Annotated in this window: 20 protein-coding genes and 1 riboswitch; of the genes, 1 reads left to right on the forward strand and 19 read right to left on the reverse strand. The window is 62.4% G+C overall.

The genetic code is table 11. From position 1 onward, the window contains the following. Nucleotides 1-13: 13 nt before the first annotated feature. From AC1DZ5_RS02510 to AC1DZ5_RS02540, 7 genes are all read right to left on the reverse strand, one after another. Entirely contained in the window at nucleotides 14-931 is a 918-nt protein-coding gene (locus AC1DZ5_RS02510) for an MBL fold metallo-hydrolase (RefSeq protein WP_477885696.1), read from the reverse strand. 17 nt (nucleotides 932-948) lie between these two features. Beyond that, complete coding sequence (locus tag AC1DZ5_RS02515; protein WP_477885698.1) at nucleotides 949-1,845, reverse strand: restriction endonuclease; 897 nt, start codon at nucleotides 1,843-1,845, stop codon at nucleotides 949-951. Between the two features lie 27 nt (nucleotides 1,846-1,872). Further along, on the reverse strand, nucleotides 1,873-2,313 hold the full coding sequence (locus tag AC1DZ5_RS02520) for a PIN domain-containing protein (protein ID WP_477885700.1): 441 nt from the start codon (nucleotides 2,311-2,313) through the stop codon (nucleotides 1,873-1,875). After that, entirely contained in the window at nucleotides 2,310-2,591 is a 282-nt protein-coding gene (locus tag AC1DZ5_RS02525; RefSeq protein WP_477885702.1) for a type II toxin-antitoxin system Phd/YefM family antitoxin, read from the reverse strand. The genes AC1DZ5_RS02520 and AC1DZ5_RS02525 overlap by 4 nt, the downstream gene beginning before the upstream one ends. An 80-nt stretch (nucleotides 2,592-2,671) precedes the next feature. After that, entirely contained in the window at nucleotides 2,672-3,802 is a 1,131-nt protein-coding gene (locus AC1DZ5_RS02530) for an acyl-CoA dehydrogenase family protein (RefSeq protein WP_477885704.1), read from the reverse strand. A 36-nt stretch (nucleotides 3,803-3,838) separates the two neighbouring features. Beyond that, nucleotides 3,839-4,525: an SDR family oxidoreductase gene (locus AC1DZ5_RS02535; RefSeq protein ID WP_477885790.1), complete on the reverse strand. Its 687-nt coding sequence runs from the start codon at nucleotides 4,523-4,525 to the stop codon at nucleotides 3,839-3,841. 43 nt (nucleotides 4,526-4,568) lie between these two features. After that, nucleotides 4,569-5,750, reverse strand: coding sequence for an acetyl-CoA C-acyltransferase (locus AC1DZ5_RS02540; RefSeq protein ID WP_477885706.1), 1,182 nt, complete (start codon nucleotides 5,748-5,750; stop codon nucleotides 4,569-4,571). Nucleotides 5,751-5,880: 130 nt separating this feature from the next. Between AC1DZ5_RS02540 and AC1DZ5_RS02545 the strand changes: the two genes are divergently transcribed. After that, on the forward strand, nucleotides 5,881-7,368 hold the full coding sequence (locus AC1DZ5_RS02545) for a Do family serine endopeptidase (protein WP_477885708.1): 1,488 nt from the start codon (nucleotides 5,881-5,883) through the stop codon (nucleotides 7,366-7,368). Between the two features lie 31 nt (nucleotides 7,369-7,399). Here AC1DZ5_RS02545 and AC1DZ5_RS02550 read toward each other — a convergent pair whose 3' ends face one another. The 12 genes from AC1DZ5_RS02550 to AC1DZ5_RS02605 all read right to left on the reverse strand — a co-directional run bounded on the left by AC1DZ5_RS02550 (nucleotide 7,400) and on the right by AC1DZ5_RS02605 (nucleotide 20,686). Continuing rightward, nucleotides 7,400-7,825, reverse strand: a complete 426-nt coding sequence (locus tag AC1DZ5_RS02550) for a DUF7684 family protein (protein ID WP_477885710.1) — start codon at nucleotides 7,823-7,825, stop codon at nucleotides 7,400-7,402. An 11-nt stretch (nucleotides 7,826-7,836) separates the two neighbouring features. Then, a complete protein-coding gene (locus tag AC1DZ5_RS02555; RefSeq protein ID WP_477885712.1) occupies nucleotides 7,837-8,088 on the reverse strand; it encodes a hypothetical protein in 252 nt (83 codons plus the stop codon). A gap of 51 nt (nucleotides 8,089-8,139) precedes the next feature. Beyond that, entirely contained in the window at nucleotides 8,140-9,684 is a 1,545-nt protein-coding gene (thiE, locus tag AC1DZ5_RS02560; protein ID WP_477885714.1) for a thiamine phosphate synthase, read from the reverse strand. A 7-nt stretch (nucleotides 9,685-9,691) separates the two neighbouring features. Next, nucleotides 9,692-10,495 carry a thiazole synthase gene (locus AC1DZ5_RS02565; protein ID WP_477885792.1) on the reverse strand — a complete coding sequence of 268 codons (804 nt, stop codon included), beginning with the start codon at nucleotides 10,493-10,495 and terminating at the stop codon, nucleotides 9,692-9,694. A gap of 97 nt (nucleotides 10,496-10,592) precedes the next feature. Beyond that, nucleotides 10,593-10,829, reverse strand: coding sequence for a sulfur carrier protein ThiS (thiS, locus tag AC1DZ5_RS02570; protein ID WP_477885716.1), 237 nt, complete (start codon nucleotides 10,827-10,829; stop codon nucleotides 10,593-10,595). Continuing rightward, nucleotides 10,826-11,872 (reverse strand): FAD-dependent oxidoreductase, encoded by a 1,047-nt coding sequence (locus tag AC1DZ5_RS02575; protein ID WP_477885718.1) that lies wholly within the window; start codon nucleotides 11,870-11,872, stop codon nucleotides 10,826-10,828. The genes thiS and AC1DZ5_RS02575 overlap by 4 nt, the downstream gene beginning before the upstream one ends. A gap of 2 nt (nucleotides 11,873-11,874) precedes the next feature. Beyond that, nucleotides 11,875-13,776 carry a phosphomethylpyrimidine synthase ThiC gene (gene thiC / locus AC1DZ5_RS02580; protein WP_477885720.1) on the reverse strand — a complete coding sequence of 634 codons (1,902 nt, stop codon included), beginning with the start codon at nucleotides 13,774-13,776 and terminating at the stop codon, nucleotides 11,875-11,877. An 87-nt stretch (nucleotides 13,777-13,863) separates the two neighbouring features. Beyond that, nucleotides 13,864-13,964, reverse strand: a riboswitch (TPP riboswitch). A 26-nt stretch (nucleotides 13,965-13,990) separates the two neighbouring features. Further along, the gene (gene aceK / locus AC1DZ5_RS02585) at nucleotides 13,991-15,832 is read right to left on the reverse strand and encodes a bifunctional isocitrate dehydrogenase kinase/phosphatase (protein WP_477885722.1); all 1,842 of its coding nucleotides are present in this window, start codon (nucleotides 15,830-15,832) and stop codon (nucleotides 13,991-13,993) included. Nucleotides 15,833-15,898: 66 nt separating this feature from the next. Beyond that, nucleotides 15,899-16,564, reverse strand: coding sequence for a carbonate dehydratase (gene can / locus AC1DZ5_RS02590; RefSeq protein ID WP_477885724.1), 666 nt, complete (start codon nucleotides 16,562-16,564; stop codon nucleotides 15,899-15,901). A gap of 8 nt (nucleotides 16,565-16,572) precedes the next feature. Continuing rightward, the gene (locus AC1DZ5_RS02595) at nucleotides 16,573-18,591 is read right to left on the reverse strand and encodes an LTA synthase family protein (protein WP_477885726.1); all 2,019 of its coding nucleotides are present in this window, start codon (nucleotides 18,589-18,591) and stop codon (nucleotides 16,573-16,575) included. 52 nt (nucleotides 18,592-18,643) lie between these two features. Then, nucleotides 18,644-19,474 (reverse strand): hypothetical protein, encoded by an 831-nt coding sequence (locus AC1DZ5_RS02600; protein WP_477885728.1) that lies wholly within the window; start codon nucleotides 19,472-19,474, stop codon nucleotides 18,644-18,646. A 30-nt stretch (nucleotides 19,475-19,504) separates the two neighbouring features. Then, nucleotides 19,505-20,686 (reverse strand): isovaleryl-CoA dehydrogenase, encoded by a 1,182-nt coding sequence (locus AC1DZ5_RS02605; RefSeq protein WP_477885730.1) that lies wholly within the window; start codon nucleotides 20,684-20,686, stop codon nucleotides 19,505-19,507. Nucleotides 20,687-20,694: the final 8 nt, after the last annotated feature.

Here is a 20,694-nt window from a genome sequence, read left to right on the forward strand (position 1 = left end):
GCCGGGCACCCGTTCAGGCGTTCAGTACCAACGAGCCCTGCACCGTGGCCGCGCCGGAACGCACCAGATCCTTGACGAGTTGGCCAGCAGCCTCTTCCAACGCCAACCCCGCCATCCCTGCGGCAAAGGTGGAAGCAAAGAAGGGCGTGCGCCCAGCCCAGGCCAGCAGCGCGTCCATCTCCAGCTGCTGGACTTCCAACAGCTTGAACTTCAGCAGCACCTTGGCCGCGTACTGCAGGTGCTTGGCGGGGTTTTGCACAAAACCGTTCAGCCGCTGGCGCGCAAAGGCCAGTGCCGCGGACGCATCGACAAACGGCGCACCGTGGCCGGGGATGACGGTGGCGGGGTTCAGGCGCTCGATCAGGTCCAGCGTGGCAGCCACTTCGTCAAACGCGCCCTCACCGTCCAGTTCGGGGAACACCACGCCAAAGCCACGCTCCCACAGCGCATCGGCCGAGACCAGCATGCGGCTGGCGGGTTCGAACAGGATGACGGAGTGCGGATCGTGCCCTGGCGCGGCGTGCACCTGCCACAACAGCCCCCCCAGTCGCATCTCGGTACCGGGCTCCAACGTGCCGTCCATGCGGAACTGCGGGCACTGCTGCCCTGTGGGCGTGTAGCTCAGCGCATAGGCGTCCCACACGCGCACGTACTCGGCATGGCCGGGGGGAATGAGGGTGTGCAGCGCGGGGTAGCGGGCCTGCAGCGCAGCGTTGCCACCGCAGTGGTCGCTGTGCAAATGGGTGTTGAGCAGCAGGTCCAGTGGCCAACCCTGCAGCGTGGTCTCCACCAATGCCAGCGTCTGCTCGGCGTGGGTGCAATAGCCGCTGTCGATCAATACCGCGCTATCACTGCCTCGTATCAGGATATTGTTGCTGGAGAGCCAGCCGCGTTCGAAGAGGGTGATGCGCGGGTCGAGTTGAACTGGCATAGTTTGGGATCTGACTATCAATCCATAAATTGCGCAAAGAACTCGTGATCAACATCAAACACAACACGCTCTTTCAGACCCAACTTGGCGCGCTCAAAGAGTGAAACCAATTTATCACCGTCAACGAGCTCTATAGGTGGTGCTCCATCACGATTCGCCTCCTTGATTGCCTCCGATGAAAACGAACCGGTTGTCAGAATGATCCCCTTGTCTGCACGCCCCAACATTGCATTTCTGAAATCACCCACCTCGGCCCGCGAAACAGACCCCTTGTATCGTTTGCACTGAAACAAAACTTTCAACGTAACAAATGGATTCAGTTGAAGTATTCCGACGCCATCAATTCCACCGTCATGAGATTTGCCTGTAACCCGAACGCTCTCAAATCCGCTCTCACGCAGCAAGCGCTGGCAGACACGCTCAAACCCTGATGGCGAAACCTTTCGCAAAACGGCGAGGAGCTCTTCTTCCTCTATTTCCTCAGGAGGCGGCAACATTTCCATGTTTGATTCACGCGGCACTTTTCCGCCCGGAGGTTTGGTATTGACCTCAACGACGGGCTCTTCAGCCGCCCGCCTTGTTTCTGCGTGAAACTTCACCCACTTCAAAAAGATCTCTCGCGACGCGGGCAGACTCAGTGTCGTCGCCTGCCCTTTGGGTGAAAGCGTCCAAACACCTCGTTTGGAACCATCGAGCAATCCCTCCCACACCAGATACTGGCGAGCCCAAGCCACTTGGTTGTGAAACCTCGCTTGCCCCGTCTTTGTAGTAGCTTCCAGCTTCTCGGGCTCCAATTGATTGCGCTCCGCAATCAGTGCAGACACCTCTCGGGGGCGCCCCGAACCACCGAGCTCACGCAAGGCGTCCAATAGCGGCCCCATCCATTTCAAAAATTCTGATTCTTTTTTTGCCATATCACCCCTGCATTTGCCAATACCGTCTCACCTATCTACAAAGCTATCGGATTGAAACCAGTCCACCATCCGCAACCCCTGCAAGCCAGCGAAGTCCTTCGTATTACGGGTTACCAGCGTAGCGCCATGCGCAATGGCAATGGCCGCAATTTGCCCGTCCACAAAGGGCAAGGTCTGGCCCGCCAGTGCGCGCTGGGACCGCAACTCTGCGTGAATACGTGCAGCGGATGCGTCATAAGGCAGGACCGGAAGCTGCCCGGCAACATCTTGCACGAAGCGCCCGATCGCGTCACGGCGCTGGCCTTCAGGCAAGCGTAGCCAGCCAAAGCGCAGCTCATGCCAGACCGGAGCCGCAATCGTCATCTCACCTTGATAACGCTTCAGATTCCCCATCACTGCCGGGTTTGGTTGCGGCCGGATGGCCTCGGACACCACATTGGTATCCAGCAACCACGTCACCGCGCTCACCACGCGAAATCCCTCGCATCGTCGGATTGGCGAACGCCATCAAAAGGATTGACATCATCACCGGGCATATCCGACGCCAAGTACTTGGCGCGCCAGCCTTCCAAACGATCGGCAAAGCCCTGCCCTTCACCGCTGAGTTGCTGGTACTGCGCAAACGACATCAGCACGCCGCTGGCCTGGCCCCTGCGGGAGATCACCATAGGTGCATCCCCAGCCTCCACCCCGCGCAACACATCGGCAAGTTGTGCTCTGGCCTCAGAAAAAGGAATGGTTTGCATGGCAATACCTAGAAATGTACAAATGAAATGTACATTTTAGTGCCCAGATGACAAAACAGCAAGGCAACGTAGTCCCTGCCTCACCCCAGCGCACGCTGGATGATGATCTTTTGCACGTCACTCGTGCCTTCGTAAATCTGGCACACGCGCACATCGCGGTAGATGCGCTCTACCGGAAAGTCGCTCACATAGCCATAGCCACCCAGGGTCTGGATGGCGGCGCTGCAGACGCGCTCGGCCATCTCGCTGGCAAACAGCTTGGCCATGGCAGCTTCTTTCAGGCAGGGGCGGCCCGCATCGCGCAAGGCTGCGGCGTGCCAGATCAGCTGGCGCGCGGCTTCGATCTGCGTGGCGCACTCGGCCAATCTGAACCCCACGGCCTGATGGTTGAAGATGGGCTGGCCAAAGCTCTGGCGCTCTTTGGCATAGGCCACGGCTACGTCAAACGCGCTGCGCGCCATTCCCACGCTTTGCGCGGCAATGCCAATGCGCCCGCCCTCCAGCCCGCCCAGGGCGATGCCGTAGCCCTCGCCTTCTTTGCCAATCAGGTTCTCGGCGGGAATGCGGCAGTTGTCAAAGTTGATCTGGGCGGTGTCGCTGCTGTGCTGGCCCAGCTTGTCTTCCACGCGCGCGACCACATAGCCAGGTGCGTTGGTGGGCACCAGAAACGCACTCATGCCCTTCTTGCCCGCGGCCTTGTCCGTCACCGCAATGACGATGGCCACATCGCCGTACTTGCCGCTGGTGATGAACTGCTTGACGCCGTTGATGACGTAGCCGTCACCATCCTTCACCGCGGTGGTGCGCAAGCTGGAGGCGTCGCTGCCCACATGCGGCTCGGTCAGGCAAAACGCGCCCAGCAATTGCCCCTGCGCCAGCGGCTCCAGCCACTGCTTCTGTTGCTGCGCATTGCCGTATTTCATGAGGATGGCGTTGACCGGACAGTTGGTCACGCTGATGACCGTGCTGGTGCCGCCGTCGCCCGCCGCAATCTCTTCAAGGACGAGTGCCAGCGTCACATAATCCAGCCCCGCGCCGCCCTGGTGTTCGGGCACGCAGATGCCATAGGCGCCCAGCGCGGCCAAGCCCTGGTGGGCGGCTTTGGGGAAGGTGTGGTCCTTGTCCCACTGGGCGGCATGGGGCCAGAGTTCGGCTTGCGCGAAGGCACGCACGGCGTCGCGCACCATTTCCTGGTCTTGGGTCAGCAGCATGGGGCTTGTCTCTCTCGGGTCGTTATTTTTGGGGGCCTACCAGCTGGAAAACGGCGTGCCGTCCCAGCGCAGGTAGGGCACATCGCTGCAGGCAAAGGCCGTCTTGCCAGTCCTGCGGGCGGCCACGGTGGCGCGAATAGCGGCCACGCTCTCTTTGGGCAGCAAGGGCGCATCGGGCGTGCCCATGTCGGTACGCACCCAGCCGGGGTGGACCAGCAGAAACTGCGCCTTGGGGTAGTCGGGTTGCGCGGCCACAACGGCCATATTGAGGGCGGCCTTGCTCACGTGGTAAACCCAGCCACGGCTGGTTTCCACCCCGCCGATCTGCGCAAAGTCGCTGGTCAAAAACACAAACTGGCCTTGCGCCTCTTCCACCCAGGGCGCCACCTGTGGCAGCGCCTGCATGGCGCCCAGCACGTTGGCATGCATCATGGAATCAAAGGCCTGCTGGGTCGGGGGCGACTGGGCGTCTTCGGTGCTGAACACGCCGGCAACGTAATAGGCTAGGTCCAGCTTCTCGCCGTCAAGCGCCCAGCTCAGGCCGCTGACGCTGGCGGGGTCCGCCACATCCAGCTTCATGACCTGGGCGCCCAGGTCACGCAGACGTTGCAGGCCAGCGTCATCGCGCGCGGTGGCGATGACGCGGTCACCCGCGTCCAGGTGTTGACGCACCACTTCCAAACCGATGCCGCGTGACGCGCCGATGACGAATACGTTCAAAATATGCTCCTAGCCCGCGTACAACATTCGCGAACAGCTACCGAATTTATAGCAACTCCAGCGCCAACGCGGTGGCTTCTCCGCCGCCAATGCACAGGGTGGCCACGCCTTTTTTGAGCCCGCGCGCCTTGAGCGCATGGATCAGGGTCACCATGATGCGCGCACCGGACGCGCCAATGGGGTGGCCCAGCGCGCAGGCGCCGCCGTTCACGTTCACCTTGTCATGCGGAATATGCAGCTCGGCCATCAGCGCCATGGGCACCACGGCAAAGGCTTCGTTGATTTCCCACAGGTCCACGTCTTCCACTTTCCAGCCCGCTTTGGCCAGCAGCTTTTGCGTGGCGCCCACGGGGGCGGTGGCAAACCAGTTGGGCTCTTGCGCGTGGGTGGCGTGGGCCACGATGCGGGCCAGCGGCTTGCAGCCCAGCTCAGTGGCAGTGCCCGCGCGCATCAGCACCATGGCGGCGGCGCCGTCGTTGATGGAGCTGCTGCTGGCGGCGGTGATGGTGCCGTCTTTCTTGAACGCGGCCTTGAGCGTGGGAATCTTGTCGAGCTTGATCTTGCCGGGGCCTTCGTCCACGCTGATCTGCACGTCGCCAGCGCGGGTCTTCACGATCACGGGGGTAATCTCCACCTCAAACGCTCCTGATTTGATAGCTGCTTGCGCCCGTTGTACGCTGGCTGTGGCGAAATTGTCTTGTTGTTCACGGGTGAAGCTGTACTTGGCAGCGCAGTCTTCGCCGAAGGTACCCATCGAGCGGCCGGCTTCATACGCGTCTTCCAGGCCGTCCAACATCATGTGGTCCATCACGCGGTCATGGCCGATGCGGATGCCGCTTCGGCCTTTCAACAGCAGGTGCGGCGCGTTGGTCATGCTTTCCATGCCGCCGGCCACCAGCACGTCATGGCTGCCGGCCAGCAGCATGTCGTGCGCAAACATCGCCGCGCGCATGCCGGAGCCGCACATCTTGGACAACGTGACCGCGCCCGCGCTCTTGGGCAGGCCGCCCTTGAACGCCGCCTGGCGCGCCGGCGCCTGGCCCTGGCCCGCCATCAGGCAGTTGCCAAAGAGAACTTCGGTGACCAGCTCAGGGCTGATACCGGCACGCTCCACTGCCGCTTTGATGGCGGCACCGCCCAGGTCATGGGCAGCAAGGCTGGAGAAATCGCCCTGAAAAGCTCCCATAGGGGTGCGGGCGGCGCTGACGATCACGATGGTGTCTGACATGGTCTTCCTCGTTGTTCCGGGTGGTTGAACGCAATTGACGTTTACGTAAACGTCAATTGTGGCAGAAAAACTTTACCGCAGCTTCATGCGCGGTCTACACGTCTTTATGCAAGCCCGGCACCATCGTTGCATGAACGCCTTTGCCACTTTCCATCCCCTGCCGCGCCTGGCGCGCACTGCCCTCCTCGTCCTGGCTAGCGCCGGCCTGCTGGCCACCGGCCACGCGCAAACCATCAGCCCCGCAAGCGCCTCCCTGCCAACCATCCGCACGCTGGGCACGCCCGACTTTGCGCAGATCGTGCAGCGCTACGGCCCGGCTGTGGTCAACATCAGTGTCAGCGGCACGCGGCTCATCACGGCCGACAGCAAGGACAGCAACACCAACGCCAAGGGCGCGGACAGCGAAGACCCCACCCAGCTGTTTCTGCGCAAATTCCAGGAACAGTTTGGCGCCACCGGCGCCAGCATGCAGATCCCCGTCAACGTCAAAGGGTCGGGCTTCATCGTCAGTGCCGATGGCCTGGTGCTAACCAATGCCCACGTGATTGCCCATGCCAGCGACGTGATCGTCAAGCTGACCGACCGGCGCGAGTTCAAAGCCAAGGTGCTGGGCAGCGACGCCAAGACCGATGTGGCCGTGCTGAAGATTGAAGCCAACAACCTGCCCACTGTGGCCATTGGCAAACCCGCCGACCTGAATGTGGGCGAATGGGTGCTGGCCATTGGTTCGCCCTTCGGGCTGGACAACACGGTGACCACTGGCGTGGTCAGCGCCAAGAGCCGCACCCTGCCCGACGACTACACCGTGCCCTTTATCCAGACCGATGCGGCCATCAACCCCGGCAACTCGGGCGGCCCGTTGTTCAACGCGCGTGGCGAGGTGGTGGGCATCAACTCCCAGATTTACACGCGCAGCGGCGGCTACCAGGGCCTGAGTTTTGCCATCCCCATCGACCTGGCACAGGCGGTGCAGCGCCAGATCGTCGCCTCCGGCCACGCTTCGCACGGCGTGCTGGGCGTGTCGGTCCAGGAGGTCACGCAGGCGCTGGCGGATGCCTTCCATTTGCCCAAACCCATGGGCGCTTTGATCGCCGACGTGCGTCAGGACAGCGCAGCGTCCAAGGCCGGTCTGCAGTTGGGCGATGTGATCGTGAGCATTGATGGCCACTCCATCGAAACCTCCAGCGACCTGCCCCTGTGGGTGGCCATGGCCGTACCAGGCCAGCAGTTGCGGGTAGACGTGCTGCGCAACGGCAACCCCTTGCAGACCCGTGCCACGCTGGACGACCCTGCGTTGCGTAAACCCACCGCCAACGCCACCCTGAATGTACCCACCCTACCGCAGCTGGGCTTGGCCGTGCGCCCCTTGCTGCCTGTGGAGCAACGTGCCGCAGACGCACACTACGGCCTGATGGTCGAAGGCGTGCAGCCCGAGGCCGACAAGGCCGGCATCGCCCCCGGCGACATCCTGCTGGCGATCAACCATGTGCCCGTCACGTCAGTGGAGCAGGCCCGCGCGCTACTGGCGCAGGCCAAGGGGTCGGTGGCGCTGCTGATGCAGCATGAGGGGGAGAAAAACTACATTGCGCTGGAGCTTAAGCCGGGTGTTCCCCGCTAAATCAAGGTGTCAAAGCGGCTCACTTGAACCATTACGCCGGGCATGCCACATACGCCGCCAGCAACTCAGCCTCATTGGGCTCTGCAGAAATATGCAAAAGCACGGTTCTTTTAGTCTCAACAATGGGGTGATGCGCACAGTTCTTGGCATACCAGAAGACTTCTTGCAATGTTTCCTCTTCATGCCAGGTCGTCATGACAAACCGTTCATCTGGAATCGGCTCGAAATCGAATATCTCTAGGTTGGCCATATCCACAGAATCGTCCCAGGTACTACAATCCAGCCCCCAAGCCATCATGTAAACGCAGCCTTCCTCAATCAGCCATCGACTCACTTCATGCTGCCAAGCAGGTGTCACCTGTGCCTCCACGATGACGACCACCCGTGAGGGCCCCTCAAGCAAGCTATTGAAGAAGCACTTGGACTCGGGGAGCAGATGGATGTAAGTCACAGACATCAATCCACACCTCAATCACCATGGTGCGTTGCGTCAGCAGGGTTCTGCCAGTTTTCGCTCTCTTCATGGGCGCCACGAGACCCTCCGACCTGTGCATATTGAGTCCACAGAAAAATGCCCACCAGTAAGGCCCCCAAGAGAGGGAACAACAACACCAGCGCGACCTGCATCCACATTTGGGCACGCGTATAGAAATGGCTACGCGCCACGCAGACACAGACGGCCAAGTTGATGACGATCAGCAGAAACAGCAGTGCGCCCATGGAACCTCCCCGCAGGCTCAGCGGCCTGTTTTTAATGCACAGACTATAGCCTCAGGCACGAAAACCTTCCATCAAGACCCGGCTCATTCGCTCGGGATCCTCTGCCTTCGTGATCGCCGAAATCACAGCCGCACTGGCTGCACCCGTGGCCGCCACCTCTGCCACATTGCTGATATCAATCCCCGCAATGCCCACCACGGGCAGCGGCAGCACATTCGCCCAGTAGCGCAGGTTGTCCAGCCCTTGGGGAATCCAGGGCATGTCTTTGCTTTGGGTGGCGAAGATAGGGCCGCATGCGATGTAGCTGGGGCGCAGGGCCCAGGCGCGGGCGACTTCCCAGTAGCTGTGGGTGCTGAGGCCCAGGCGCACACCGGCTTGCCTTAATGCGTCCAGGTCCACAGTGTCCAAGTCTTCCTGGCCCAGGTGCACGCCATAGGCGCCGTGCTGCAGGGCGAGTTGCCAGTGGTCGTTGATGAAGAGTTGGGCGCCCGGCGTGGTGCGTGCGATGGCGATGCTCTCTGCAATTTGTGCAGCCAGCGTGGACTCGGCGGGGTCCTTGATGCGCAGTTGCACGGTGCGAATACCTGCGGCCAGCACGCGGCGCACCCAGGCGGCGCTGTCGACCACCGCGTAAACGCCCAAGGCCGGGTCGCTCAGCGGCGCGAAGGACGGCAGCGCATGCATGGCCAGCGGCGCTGTGGCTCCCGGCAGCGTGAAGGCGGGCAGGTTGTCGATGTGCTGCGCAAAGTCCGGCAGCGCCTGCACCGGACCTGCGCCCTGCCCTGCGGCATAGGCGTGGCGCAGAGCGTGGGTGGTGGCCATCTTGGCCAGCACCACGGCGTCGGCCACGCAGTAGCCACTGGCCAGCGCGGCAGCGGCGGTGGACGCGAAGGTGCAACCCGTGCCGTGGTGGTGGCGGGTCGCCACACGCGGCAGGCTGAGCCAGCCTGTGGCCTGCGGGCTGCTGAACCAGTCGCTGGCCTGTGCATCGTCCGCATCTCCGCCAGTGATGCACAGCGACACGCCGTGTGCCCGCAGCGCCTGTTGCGCGCTGGGCTCCGACAAACCCAGGCGCTCGGCCTCTGCCCGGTTGGGTGTGACCAGCGAGGCACGTGGCAACAGCTCTTTCACATACGCCTGCACCAGCGCGTCGCCCGCAAAACTTGCCCCGGTGGTGGAACCCAGCACCGGGTCCACCACCAGCGCCACCGCATGGCCCTGCGCGCGCAAGCGGTCCACCCATTGGCAGACCACGCGCACGTTGTCCACGCTGCCCAGCAGGCCGGTCTTGATGGCATACGGCGGCAGATCCTGCGCCAACGCAGCGAGTTGCGCGTCCAGCAGCTCGGCGCTGACCGGCTCCACCCGGGTGACGGCCACCGAGTTTTGCGCGGTGATGGACGCCACCGCCGTGCAGCCGTGCACGCCAAACGCTTGCAGCGCCTTGAGGTCGGCCTGCAGGCCGGCGCCTGCGCCCGAATCAGACCCGGCAATGCTCCAGACCACGGGGCGGGTGCCTGCCTCCACCAAAGGAATTTCAGTGCCTAAAGTGCTTCTAGCCCGCATAGGCATTGCGCAAGCAGCTTCTTTTTTCATAGCAACCTCAGAGCAAAATGGGATGACCCGCCACGGGCGTGGAGGCCACGGCCATGTCCTGGCGGGCCATGACGCCAGCTTCAAACGCGAGGCGGCCAGACTCGATACCGAGTTTGAAGGCGCGCGCCATGCGCACCGGGTCCACGGCGTGGGCCACGGCGCTGTTGAGCAGCACGGCATCCAGCCCCAGCTCCATGGCCTGCACGGCGTCGGCCGGCGAGCCTATGCCTGCGTCCACGATGAGCGGCACGCCGGGCAGGCGCGCGCGCAGGGTGCGTAGCGCGCCGGGGTTGACTAGCCCCTGACCGGAGCCGATGGGCGCACCCCAGGGCATGAGGATGTTGCAGCCCGCGTCCAGCAGGCGCTGGCAGCTCACGAGGTCGTCCATGCAGTAGGGGAAGACTTCAAAGCCGTCTTTGACCAGTTGTGTGGCGGCGGTCAGCAGCTCGTAGGGGTCAGGTTGCAGGGTGTGGGCGTCGCCCACCACTTCGAGTTTGATCCACGTGGTGTCGAACAGCTCGCGTGCCATGTGGGCCAACGTGATGGCTTCGCGGGCGGTGTGGCAGCCGGCGGTGTTGGGTAGCAGGTGGGCGCCGGTGGCCTTGATGAGGGCAAAGAAGTCACCCGCCTCTGCACCGTGGGCGAGTTGGCGACGCAGGCCCATGGTGACGACCTGGGCGCCGGAGGCGGCTATGGCGTCTTGCAGGACCTGGGGGGACGGGTAGCTGGCGGTGCCCAGGAAGAAACGGCTGGTCAAAGTCCGACCGCCTATTTGCCATTCGCTCGGGTCGGGGGGGAGCCTGGAAGGCAGAGCGTTCTGCTCCGTGTCCCCCGCCCACTGCGCGGGCTCCTCCTTTACCTGCGCAGAACGCCCTGCCTCCCAGTCTCTTGGTGTTGCGGACATTTTTTTAACCCCCTTCTATCGGTTGGAAGGTGAGGATGGTGTCGCCCTCGGCCAGCGGCTGCTGGGCGCGCAAGCTGCGCGGCACGAAATTGCCGTTGACTGCGGTGGCAACGGCCGCGGGCAGCACACCGCGCGCTTCCACCCAGGCTTGCAGGGTGGTGGCAATGGTGCTTTCCGGATTGCCGTTGACCACCACAGTGATGGTGTGCAGTGCGGTGTCGACGTGGTGGATCGTGCTCATAACGATAGCTCGTGCAGGGCTTGTTCAACCAGGGCGGGGGCGATGAGCCAGCCGTGGCGGAAGAGGCCGTTGATTTCGGTTTTGCCTGCGCTGTGGCGGATGACCGGCAGGTTGTCGGGCAGCGCGGGGCGCAGGTTGGTCTCGGTGTGCAGCACGCGCGCCTCGGCCAGCGCGGGGATGGCGCTGTGGGCGGCACTCAGCAATTCCAGCGTGCTGCGCAGTGACACGGGAGAGCGGTCTTCGCTTTCGATCTCGCTGGCGCCCACCACGATGACATCACCGGGCCGCGGCACCAGGTAGACCGAATGGCGCGGGTGCAGCAGGCGCACCGGGCGGTGCAGCGGCACGCCGGGTGCGTGCAGCCAAAACACCTCGCCACGCACGCCGCGCACGGGCAGCGCGGGCTTGGCGCCCGCGCCGCGCACGTCGAACACATGGTCAAAGCGGTGCTGGGCATCGTCCACGCGCAAGGCGCCAGGTTCCACCGCATTCACTACTGCGCCCCAGTGCCACTGCACACCCTGCGCGGTGGCTTCAGCGGCCAGTGCCTGCAGTGCCTGAATTGGGTGGATCTGCCCCTCGCAGGGCAGCAACCAGGCCAATGCCGGGCCACTGATGGAGGGCTCCAGTTCGCGCAGTTCCTGCAGAGTCAACGGCTGCGGCTGGTACGGTGGATCGGCCTTGGCCTGCAGCAACCCGACCACCCGCTGGGCGGCGCCCGCATCGCTGCGGTGCGCCAGCAGCAGGCTGCCCTGCATGCGCAGTTCCACGGGCTGGTTCAGGCTTTGCACGATCTGCGGCCAGAGCTGACAAGAGCGCAGGCCCATTGCAAACACTTCTGCTCCCGCGCGCTCCAGCTCGGCCACAGGACTCAGCATACCCGCAGCCGTCCACCCCGCGGCCAGCGAGCCCGTGTCCGCGCGCGGACCGGGGCCACTGGCGGGGTCGAACACCTCCACGGCATGCCCCGCGCGGCTGAGCGTGAACGCCAGCAGCCGCCCGAGCACGCCCGCGCCGGCAATGCCGATGCGCTTTGCCGCCACGATCAGGCCTTGATGTCTTCTGCCCGGGCAATGGGAATGTAGATTTCCCCGCCCACTTTCTTGAACTCGTCAGACATCACATCCATGCCCGACTGCAACGCCTCCTCGTCGCTCACGCCCAGGTTTTTCGCGTATTCGCGCACCTCTTGCGTGATCTTCATGGAGCAGAACTTGGGGCCGCACATGGAGCAGAAATGCGCGACCTTGGCGCCTTCGGCAGGCAGGGTCTCGTCGTGGAACTGCTTGGCGGTTTCCGGGTCCAGCGACAGGTTGAACTGGTCCATCCAGCGGAACTCGAAGCGTGCCTTGGAGAGTGCATCGTCGCGCGCCCGCACACCGGGATGGCCCTTGGCCACGTCGGCCACGTGGGCCGCAATCTTGTAGGTGATGATGCCGACCTTCACGTCTTCGCGGTCGGGCAAGCCCAGGTGTTCCTTAGGCGTGACATAGCAGAGCATGGCGGTACCGAACCAGCCAATCATGGCGGCGCCAATGCCGCTGGTGATGTGGTCGTAACCGGGCGCAATGTCGGTGGTCAGGGGGCCAAGCGTGTAGAACGGGGCTTCGCCGCAGTGCTTGAGCTGCTCGGTCATATTGGCCTGCACCATGTGCATGGGCACGTGGCCGGGGCCTTCGATCATCACCTGCACGTCCTGCTGCCAGGCCTTGTGCGTCAGCTCACCCAAGGTGCGCAGCTCGGCAAACTGGGCTTCGTCATTCGCATCCGCGCCACTGCCGGGGCGCAGGCCATCACCCAGCGAGTAGCTCACGTCATACGCCTTCATGATCTCGGTCATCTCGTCGAAGTGCGTGTAGAGGAAGTTCTCTTTGTGGTGGGCAATGCACCACTTGGCCATGATGGAGCCGCCGCGCGAGACGATGCCGGTCACGCGGTTGGCCGTGAGGTGGATGAAGGGCAGGCGCACACCGGCGTGCACCGTGAAGTAGTCCACGCCCTGCTCCGCCTGCTCGATCAGCGTGTCGCGGAAGATCTCCCAGGTCAGGTCTTCGGCAATGCCTCCCACTTTTTCCAGCGCCTGGTAAATCGGCACGGTGCCGATGGGCACGGGGCTGTTGCGCACGATCCAGTCGCGCGTGGTGTGGATGTTTTTGCCAGTGGACAAATCCATCACCGTGTCTGCGCCCCAGCGGATGGACCAAACCAGCTTTTCCACTTCTTCTTCGATGCTGGACGTGACGGCCGAGTTACCGATGTTCGCGTTGATCTTGACCAGGAAATTGCGCCCAATGGCCATGGGCTCCAGCTCGGTGTGGTTGATGTTGGCCGGGATGATGGCGCGGCCACGGGCCACTTCATCGCGCACAAACTCGGGCGTGACCACCTTGGGGATGCTGGCGCCAAAACTGTTGCCGGCCAAGCGCGCTTCACGCTCGGCGTTGCCCAGGTACTGCGCCTGCCACTCCAAGTTCTGGTTCTCGCGCAGGGCCACGTACTCCATCTCGGGCGTGATGATGCCTTTGCGGGCGTAATGCATTTGGGTGACGTTGGCGCCGCTGCCCACACCGCCTTTTGCTCGGCGCGGTTGGCGTTGCAGGCCGGCGGCTTGGGCACGCAGGGCGGCCAGTGCATCGGTCTCGCCGTTCTTCAGACCATCGTCCAAGGCAAACGGGGGGCGGCCGGTGTACAGCTCGGTATCACCCCGGCCATCCACCCAGCCCTGGCGCACCAGTGGCAGGCCCTGGCGCACGTCGATGTCGGCACGCGGGTCGGTGTAGGGGCCGGAGGTGTCGTACACCGTGATGGCCTCACCGTTGCTCTGCATGATTTCGCGCAGCGGCACCTGGATGTCGGGGCGGCTGCCTTGCAGATAACGTTTGGTGGAGGCGGGAAGCGGTTCGCGCGTGAGGCGAATGAACTGGGCGAGTTTGTCGGGTGCGTTCACTGGAGTTCTCCGGTTAAGACCCGAAGACAGAAAAGACACGTGCCCCGCAAACTGATGAGAAAAGACGCCGCCCGGACGGCATAAGGCCGCAAGGCTGCGCTGCACTTCTTACGCTGGTATGAACCAGATCAAGTTCGCGGGTTCGGTATCCATCTCAGCGCAACCATTGCGCACCCCGGGCAGGGCGGAGTGTACGCCAAACCGGTTTTCGCACTCAACCACGCGCGAAGCGTTTCTCCTTCTCATACGGAAACACATCATGCACATACCCCGCCGCGATGCGTTCTTTCTGCGTCTGCCAGAACACCGGGTCCAGCAGGTTGGCGTGGTATTGCATGAAGACTTCGCGCACCAGCGGGTTGCCCAGTAAAAAGGGGGCGAAGGTTTCGGGGAAGACGTCGTGGGGGCCGACGCGGTACCAGACCTCGCTGGACATTTCCTCTTCTTCGTTGCGGGGCTCAGGCACCTTGCGGAAGTTGCAGTCGGTCAGGTACTCGATCTCGTCGTAGTCGTAAAACACCACCTGGCTGTTGCGCGTGATGCCGAAGTTCTTCCACAGCATGTCACCGGGAAAGATGTTGGCGGCCACCATGTCCTTGATGGCATAGCCGTAGTCGATGACGGCGCGGGTGATCTGCTCGCGGGCGCGCAGCGCGCCCGGGCTGGTGTTGGCGGGGTCTGCGCCGCCGGCGTCAAACGCCTCCTGCAGGTACATATTGAGCGGGATCATGCGCCGTTCGATATACAGGTGCTTGATGATGACTTCGGTCTGGCCATCCCCATCGCGGTCACTGATCTCCAACTGGCTGGAAGCGAACTGCTGCAGCTCGGCCATCAGCGCATCGCTGAATCGCTCCCGCGGAAATGCCACGTCGCCATAGTCCAGTGTGTCGGCCATGCGACCCACGCGGTCGTGCTGCTTGACCAACTGGTACTTGGCCTTGACCTGCTCGCGCGTGGTCTCTTTCTGGTGCGGGAAGTAGTCTTTGATGACCTTGAACACATAGGGGTAGCTGGGCAAATCGAAGACCAGCATCACCATGCCCTTGATACCCGCGGCAATCCGAAACTGGTCGGTGCTGTGCTGCAGGTGGTGCAGGAAGTCGCGGTAGAACAGCGTCTTGCCCTGCTTGGCCAGCCCCAGCGCGTTGTAGAGCTCGTTGCGTGGCTTGCGCGGCATCATGCCGCGCAAAAACTGCACATACGCACTCGGTATCTCCATGTCCACCATGAAGTACGCACGCGCAAAGCTGAACAGGCGCAGCAGGTCGTCTTCGCCAAACAGCGCTGCGTCAATGCGCAACTTGCCATGCGGGCCATGCAGCACGGGCAACGCAAAGCCGTGCTCAACGAATCCGTTGATGAGCTTGCCGACGATGTAGCAGCCCTTGTTGCGAAAGAACAGATTGGACAGCACCTGCACCTGGAAGTTGGCGCGCAGCTTCACCTCTCCCAGCTGGGCGCGCATCACCTCGGTCACCCGGCTCGCATCGCGCACGAGGTTGTCAAACGGCACACGCAGATCGAAGTCCTGCACCATGCGCACGAGTTGGGCTCGCACGTCGTCCTGCGTGGGGTAATAGCAGCGGTAGGTGGGACGGTGGGTTGCGCTGTGGTTAGGCCGACCGGTGGAGGCCAGGTTTTCGATGTACTCGGTGCTGACAGCCGGGCGCACAAAGATGAAGTCGTTGTGGAAGTAGCTGCGGTGCAGGATCTTGGTGGTGACCGAGTTGAAAAAGGTCTCCGCCAGTTCGGGCTGGTGGTGGTTGACCAGCAGGCCGATGTAGTGCAGCTTGATCTCCTGCCACACCTCCATGCTTTGCTCACCGGCTTTGAACTCGCGCTCCAGCCGCTTGGAGCATTCCTTCACACGCAGGTCATAAAACTCGATGCGCTCGCGCTGCGCCCGCTGTTGGCCATGCCAGTCGGCCGTCTCAAAGCGGTGCTTGGCGCGCGCGCTCTCGGTGCGGAAGAGCTGGTAGTGGCGGTTGAAGCCGTCCAGCATCGCCCGCGCAATGTCGGGAGCGAGCGGGGAATCCAGGCGGGTGGGGAACATGGCGCGCAGCAATCACTATGGTTTTGATAGCTGCTCGCGCATATTCCACAGGGGCTAGAGGCCTTTTTACCTTGGATGTCGCGGCATCAGGCGCACGCCGGATACCGCTTCACGGTACAGCGACTCCAAGTCGTCCTGGCGCGTCACCGTCATGTGCAGATCCTGCACCAAGCCGTCGTGCACGCCGTAGACCCAGCCATGCAGCGTCACATCCTGGTTGGCGGCCCAGGCATCTTGCAACACCGTGCTTTGCGCCACATTCACCACCTGCTCGACCACGTTCAGTTCACACAGGGCCGCGGCCTTGCCGTGGTCGGGGATCAGATCCATCACATCGCGGTGGCGATCGCGCACATCCTGGATGTGGCGCAGCCAGTTGTCGGCAAGACCAATGCGTGCTCCTTCCAGCGCAGCCTGCACACCCGAACAGCCATAGTGGCCCACCACCATCACGTGCTTGACCTTGAGCCGCTCCACGGCGAACTGGATGGTCGACAGCGCGTTCAGGTCGGAGTGCACCACCACGTTGGCCACGTTGCGATGGACAAAAATCTCACCCGGCGCCAGGCCGATGATTTCGTTGGCGGGCACACGGCTGTCGGAGCAGCCGATCCACATGTACTTGGGCTTTTGCTGGTTGGCCAGCCCGGTGAAGAAGCCCGGACGGGTGCGCTCCATCTCGGCGGCCCATTCGCGGTTGCGGGAAAAGAGCTCGTTGAGTTTGTCAGTCATAGCCGCCATTATTTCTTAAGTGAGATACGAACATTCCAGTCCAGGAGTCCGTACCGGGCACGTTCTTGCAAATCATCCAGTGCGTTGAACTCGCAAGGCTTGCCCGCATCCAGGTGTGCAGAGGTGCAGACAAAGGACTTGGGGTTGCCCAGCTGCCACATGCCCTGGGCGTTGCGCGCGTCCCCGGTGAAGAACAGGCCGCGCGGCGCGTTCATCGGGTCAGGCTGGGCCGGCAGCGGCTTGAGCAGGTTGCGCCCCGCATTCACATAGCTGCCGTCAATACCCGCCAGCGGGAACAACGTGTTGAACATGTCGCGGTGGCTGGCCGGCAGGGCAAGCTGGTTGCCGCACTGCAGCTTGTCGCCCCAGATCACAAACGGCACCTGGCGCATGAGGTAGCGGCGCTGCGCATCCGCATACACGCCAAACGAGCGCACATTGTGGTCGCCCGTAGCGGCAACGATGGTGTTGTCCTTGAACGGGCCTTTTTGGATGTCTTGCACAAAGGCGCCCAGCAGGTCGTGGGCGTAGCGGTAGGTGTCCAGGTTGGGCACCAGGGTGGCCTCGCTGGTTTCGCCTTTCCATTGCGCCATGTCCAGCGGTACGCGCTGGTAGTCTTTGGGCAGGTCGTAGGGCGGGTGGTTGGTAGAGGTGAGGACGAAGACGAACAAAGGTTTGTCCTTGGGCTGCGCGGCCATGCGCTTCTCCAGGTATTTATAGACATAGCTGTCCCACACGCCCCACAGACCAACCACAGCATCGGGGTAGCTTTCCTTGAGGTTGTTGGCGTCAATGACTTCGTCAAAACCTTGCACCTTGAGCACGCGGTTCAGGTCTCGCCAGCCAGAGCGGGCCGACGTGACAAACAGCGTGTCGTAGCCCGCGCGCTTGGCCACCAGGGCCTCCGACCACGGCAGGGGCTTGCGGCCCGCATCGCCCATGGTCAGCGGCGTAATGGGGGTGGAAAACAGGATGGCTTCCAGCGACGGGTGGGTGCCGGGCTGGGCCGATTCGAAGTTGGAGAAGTGGCAGGCCTTGCTGGGGTCGGTCAGCGTGGGCTGCATGCGGCCCAGCACGTCAAAGCTGGGGCTCTGGTAGAGCATGGGCTCGGCGCTCCAGGACTCCATGAGGAAGAACACCAGATTCTTCTTGGGAGTGCCGGGTGGCACGGGGTCGTGCTGGTACAGCGCAGCTTTGACCTCAGCCTCCGAACCATGGGGCAGGCCCAGCGCCTGGGCGGCGGCCTGGGCCGATGGGAAGCCCATGGCCTTGAGGCCGACCAGCGGGTCCGACAGGTTTTGCGATTCGCGGCGGCTGTCCCACGCGTATTTGAGCGCGATGACCCCGTTGGGCACCATGTCGTTGAGGAACTGCGAGGTGGTCACCGTCAAGTGCTGGCGCTGCAATGCCATCTCGCGGATGGTGCCTTTGCCCGCAAACACCAGTGCGAAAAACGCCACCACAATGGCCACCATCTTGACCACCGCATGGCGGGTGTGCAGCAGCGTATCGGGCTGCACCCGCCCCACCAGTGCGCGGTGCAGCGCAATGGCGCCCCAAGTCAGCGCAGCCGCCAGCAGCAGGGTCCAGATAACGGGAAAGTCGTGCCAGATGGTCTGCAGCACAGCGTTGGTGTCGTCCTCGACGATGCCAAACACCAGGGAGTCGATGGGCGTCTTGTAGAAGCCGAAGTAGTGCAGGTTGACCAGCGACAGCATCACATAGAGCAGCGCCAGCCCGGTCACGATGCGCCCATGCACCTTGCCCGAGACCCATGGCAACAGCAGCAACAGCAGGAAACCTGCGATGGCGCTGACCTTCAGGTCAAAGCGAAAGCCCTGCAGCGCCACCGTGGCGAGATCACTGGTAGACGCCTGGTAGCCCCTGGGCCAGAAATACGCCAGCTGCCCCCACCGAATCAGGCTCATCGCCACCACCAGCGGCACGACCAGCACCCAGGCGCGCATGAGGCCGCGCAGCAAGCCCCGTGTGACGGCGCTCAAAACAGAGGCTACCGAAATTGTCATGAAGTCATATTCCCAAACATCGGACAGCCCGCAATAATGGTGTCCAAGTGAATCAATTGGCGCTGTGCTTCCTCTCGCGAGGTACGACCTGCTCATTGAATTTCTTCAAGAACTGGCCACATGCGCTCAACATTTTCTGTCGACTACCCGGCCCATCCAGCTCCGCAGTGTCGTCGAGCGCACCGGATTTAACCCGATATTCAGCAACATCCACCCGGTCGTCTGAAAAATCACAGAGAAAGCTGTGCCAGGCATTGGTTTGATAGCTCTCTTCCAAAAGCACATTTTTCAGCACAAGGGTCGAGTCTTTGAAGCAGGTCCTCATGACGAGGCCATCACCATGCCGCAGTTCCGCCAGACAGCCGTCTTTCTCAAATTCGACAAAATCCCTTCCTACCAAGGGATGCAGCTTTTCTATTGGCATCAACGTTTGTGACGCCTCATCCAAAAATAACACCTGTTGCGGTGGATACGGATTGCCTCCGGTTCCCCAGAACGTTACGAAAACAATCGGCCCCGCCTTATGCCAGGAAAATTGTTTGCATCCATCGTGACGCCCTAGCTTCTCGGATACGAAATTGATAGGGTCATTCAGCTGGATCTTCTGCGCCGTCCCATTTCTCATGTTGAAAGTAACAGCACTCGCAAAAAAGTTGCCCACATATGGCCGCTTTTCCTCCGACTGACGCTCACCGTCGAACTGGATTACTTTCACCACTCCTTGGGTTAAATCGGGCGCATGGCATTTAAAAGAATGCAGTGCCGACTGAGCAGGCACGGGGGTTTTCTGACCACCGCGAGCAGAACTTTCCTTAGCTTGTGAACAGGCGAACAAAAACAAAAGAATTGCGGCGGTAGAAAAAAACCCAATGACTCGGCGCAAGAAACTCCCTCACAGATCAAGAACCCAAAGTCACATTGTCTCCGCGAACAGCTCCCGGCCAATCAGCATGCGGCGAATCTCCGAGGTACCGGCCCCGATTTCATAGAGCTTGGCGTCGCGCCACAGGCGGCCCAGGGGGTATTCGTTGATATAGCCGTTGCCGCCAAAGATCTGCACGCCCTCGCCCGCCATCCAGGTGGCCTTCTCGGCCGTCCACAGGATGACCGAGGCGCAGTCCTTGCGCACCTGGCGCACATGCTCTACACCCAGCAGATCGAGGTTCTTGGCCACGGTGTAGGCGAACGACCGGCCGGCCTGCAGCACGGTGTACATGTCCGCCACCTTGCCCTGGATGAGCTGGAATTCGCCAATGCTCTGGCCAAACTGCTTGCGGTCGTGGATGTAGGGGATGACGTTGTCCATGACGGACTGCATGATGCCCAGCGGGCCGCCGGTCAACACGGCGCGTTCGTAGTCCAGGCCGCTCATCAGCACCTTGGCGCCGCCATTCACTTGGCCCAGCACATTGGCCAAGGGCACTTCCACGTTGTTGAACACCAGCTCGCCGGTGTGGCTGCCGCGCATGCCCAGCTTGTCGAGCTTTTGCGCGATGCTGAAACCGGGCATGCCCTTCTCGATCAGGAAGGCCGTGACGCCGCGTGCGCCCAGCTCAGGTTCGCTCTTGGCGTAGACCACCAGGGTGTCGGCGTCAGGGCCATTGGTGATCCACATCTTGTTGCCGTTGAGCAGGTAGTAGCCGCCCTTGTCTTCGGCCTTGAGCTTCATGCTTAGCACGTCAGAGCCAGCCCCCGGCTCGCTCATCGCCAGTGCGCCCACATGCTCGCCGCTGATCAGCTTGGGCAGGTATTTGGCGCGCTGCGCGTCGGTGCCATTGCGCTTGATCTGGTTGACGCACAGGTTGCTGTGGGCGCCATAGGACAGGCCGACACTGGCCGAGGCGCGCGAGATTTCTTCCATCGCAATCATGTGCGCCAGGTAGCCCATGTTGGCGCCGCCGTATTCCTCGCCCACGGTGATGCCGAGCACGCCCAGGTCGCCCATCTTGCGCCACAGGTCCATGGGGAATTGGTCGTCGCGGTCGATCTCTGCCGCGCGAGGGGCGATCTCGGCTTGGGCGAATTCGCGCACGGCGTCGCGCAGAGCGTCAATGTCTTCGCCGAGTTGAAAGTTGAGTCCGGGTAGGGCGTTCATGGGGTGTC

The sequence above is a fragment of the Rhodoferax sp. P1_F3 genome, from assembly GCF_056405715.1.

Coding starts and splice junctions, on each gene's coding strand:
- AC1DZ5_RS02510 (WP_477885696.1), bottom strand. CDS start 931: ATGCCAGTTCAACTCGACCCGCGCATCACCCTCTTCGAACGCGGCTGG.
- AC1DZ5_RS02515 (WP_477885698.1), bottom strand. CDS start 1,845: ATGGCAAAAAAAGAATCAGAATTTTTGAAATGGATGGGGCCGCTATTG.
- AC1DZ5_RS02525 (WP_477885702.1), bottom strand. CDS start 2,591: ATGCAAACCATTCCTTTTTCTGAGGCCAGAGCACAACTTGCCGATGTG.
- AC1DZ5_RS02530 (WP_477885704.1), bottom strand. CDS start 3,802: ATGCTGCTGACCCAAGACCAGGAAATGGTGCGCGACGCCGTGCGTGCC.
- AC1DZ5_RS02540 (WP_477885706.1), bottom strand. CDS start 5,750: ATGTCAGACACCATCGTGATCGTCAGCGCCGCCCGCACCCCTATGGGA.
- AC1DZ5_RS02545 (WP_477885708.1), top strand. CDS start 5,881: ATGAACGCCTTTGCCACTTTCCATCCCCTGCCGCGCCTGGCGCGCACT.
- AC1DZ5_RS02550 (WP_477885710.1), bottom strand. CDS start 7,825: ATGTCTGTGACTTACATCCATCTGCTCCCCGAGTCCAAGTGCTTCTTC.
- AC1DZ5_RS02555 (WP_477885712.1), bottom strand. CDS start 8,088: ATGGGCGCACTGCTGTTTCTGCTGATCGTCATCAACTTGGCCGTCTGT.
- thiE (WP_477885714.1), bottom strand. CDS start 9,684: ATGAAAAAAGAAGCTGCTTGCGCAATGCCTATGCGGGCTAGAAGCACT.
- thiS (WP_477885716.1), bottom strand. CDS start 10,829: ATGAGCACGATCCACCACGTCGACACCGCACTGCACACCATCACTGTG.
- aceK (WP_477885722.1), bottom strand. CDS start 15,832: ATGTTCCCCACCCGCCTGGATTCCCCGCTCGCTCCCGACATTGCGCGG.
- can (WP_477885724.1), bottom strand. CDS start 16,564: ATGACTGACAAACTCAACGAGCTCTTTTCCCGCAACCGCGAATGGGCC.
- AC1DZ5_RS02595 (WP_477885726.1), bottom strand. CDS start 18,591: ATGACAATTTCGGTAGCCTCTGTTTTGAGCGCCGTCACACGGGGCTTG.
- AC1DZ5_RS02605 (WP_477885730.1), bottom strand. CDS start 20,686: ATGAACGCCCTACCCGGACTCAACTTTCAACTCGGCGAAGACATTGAC.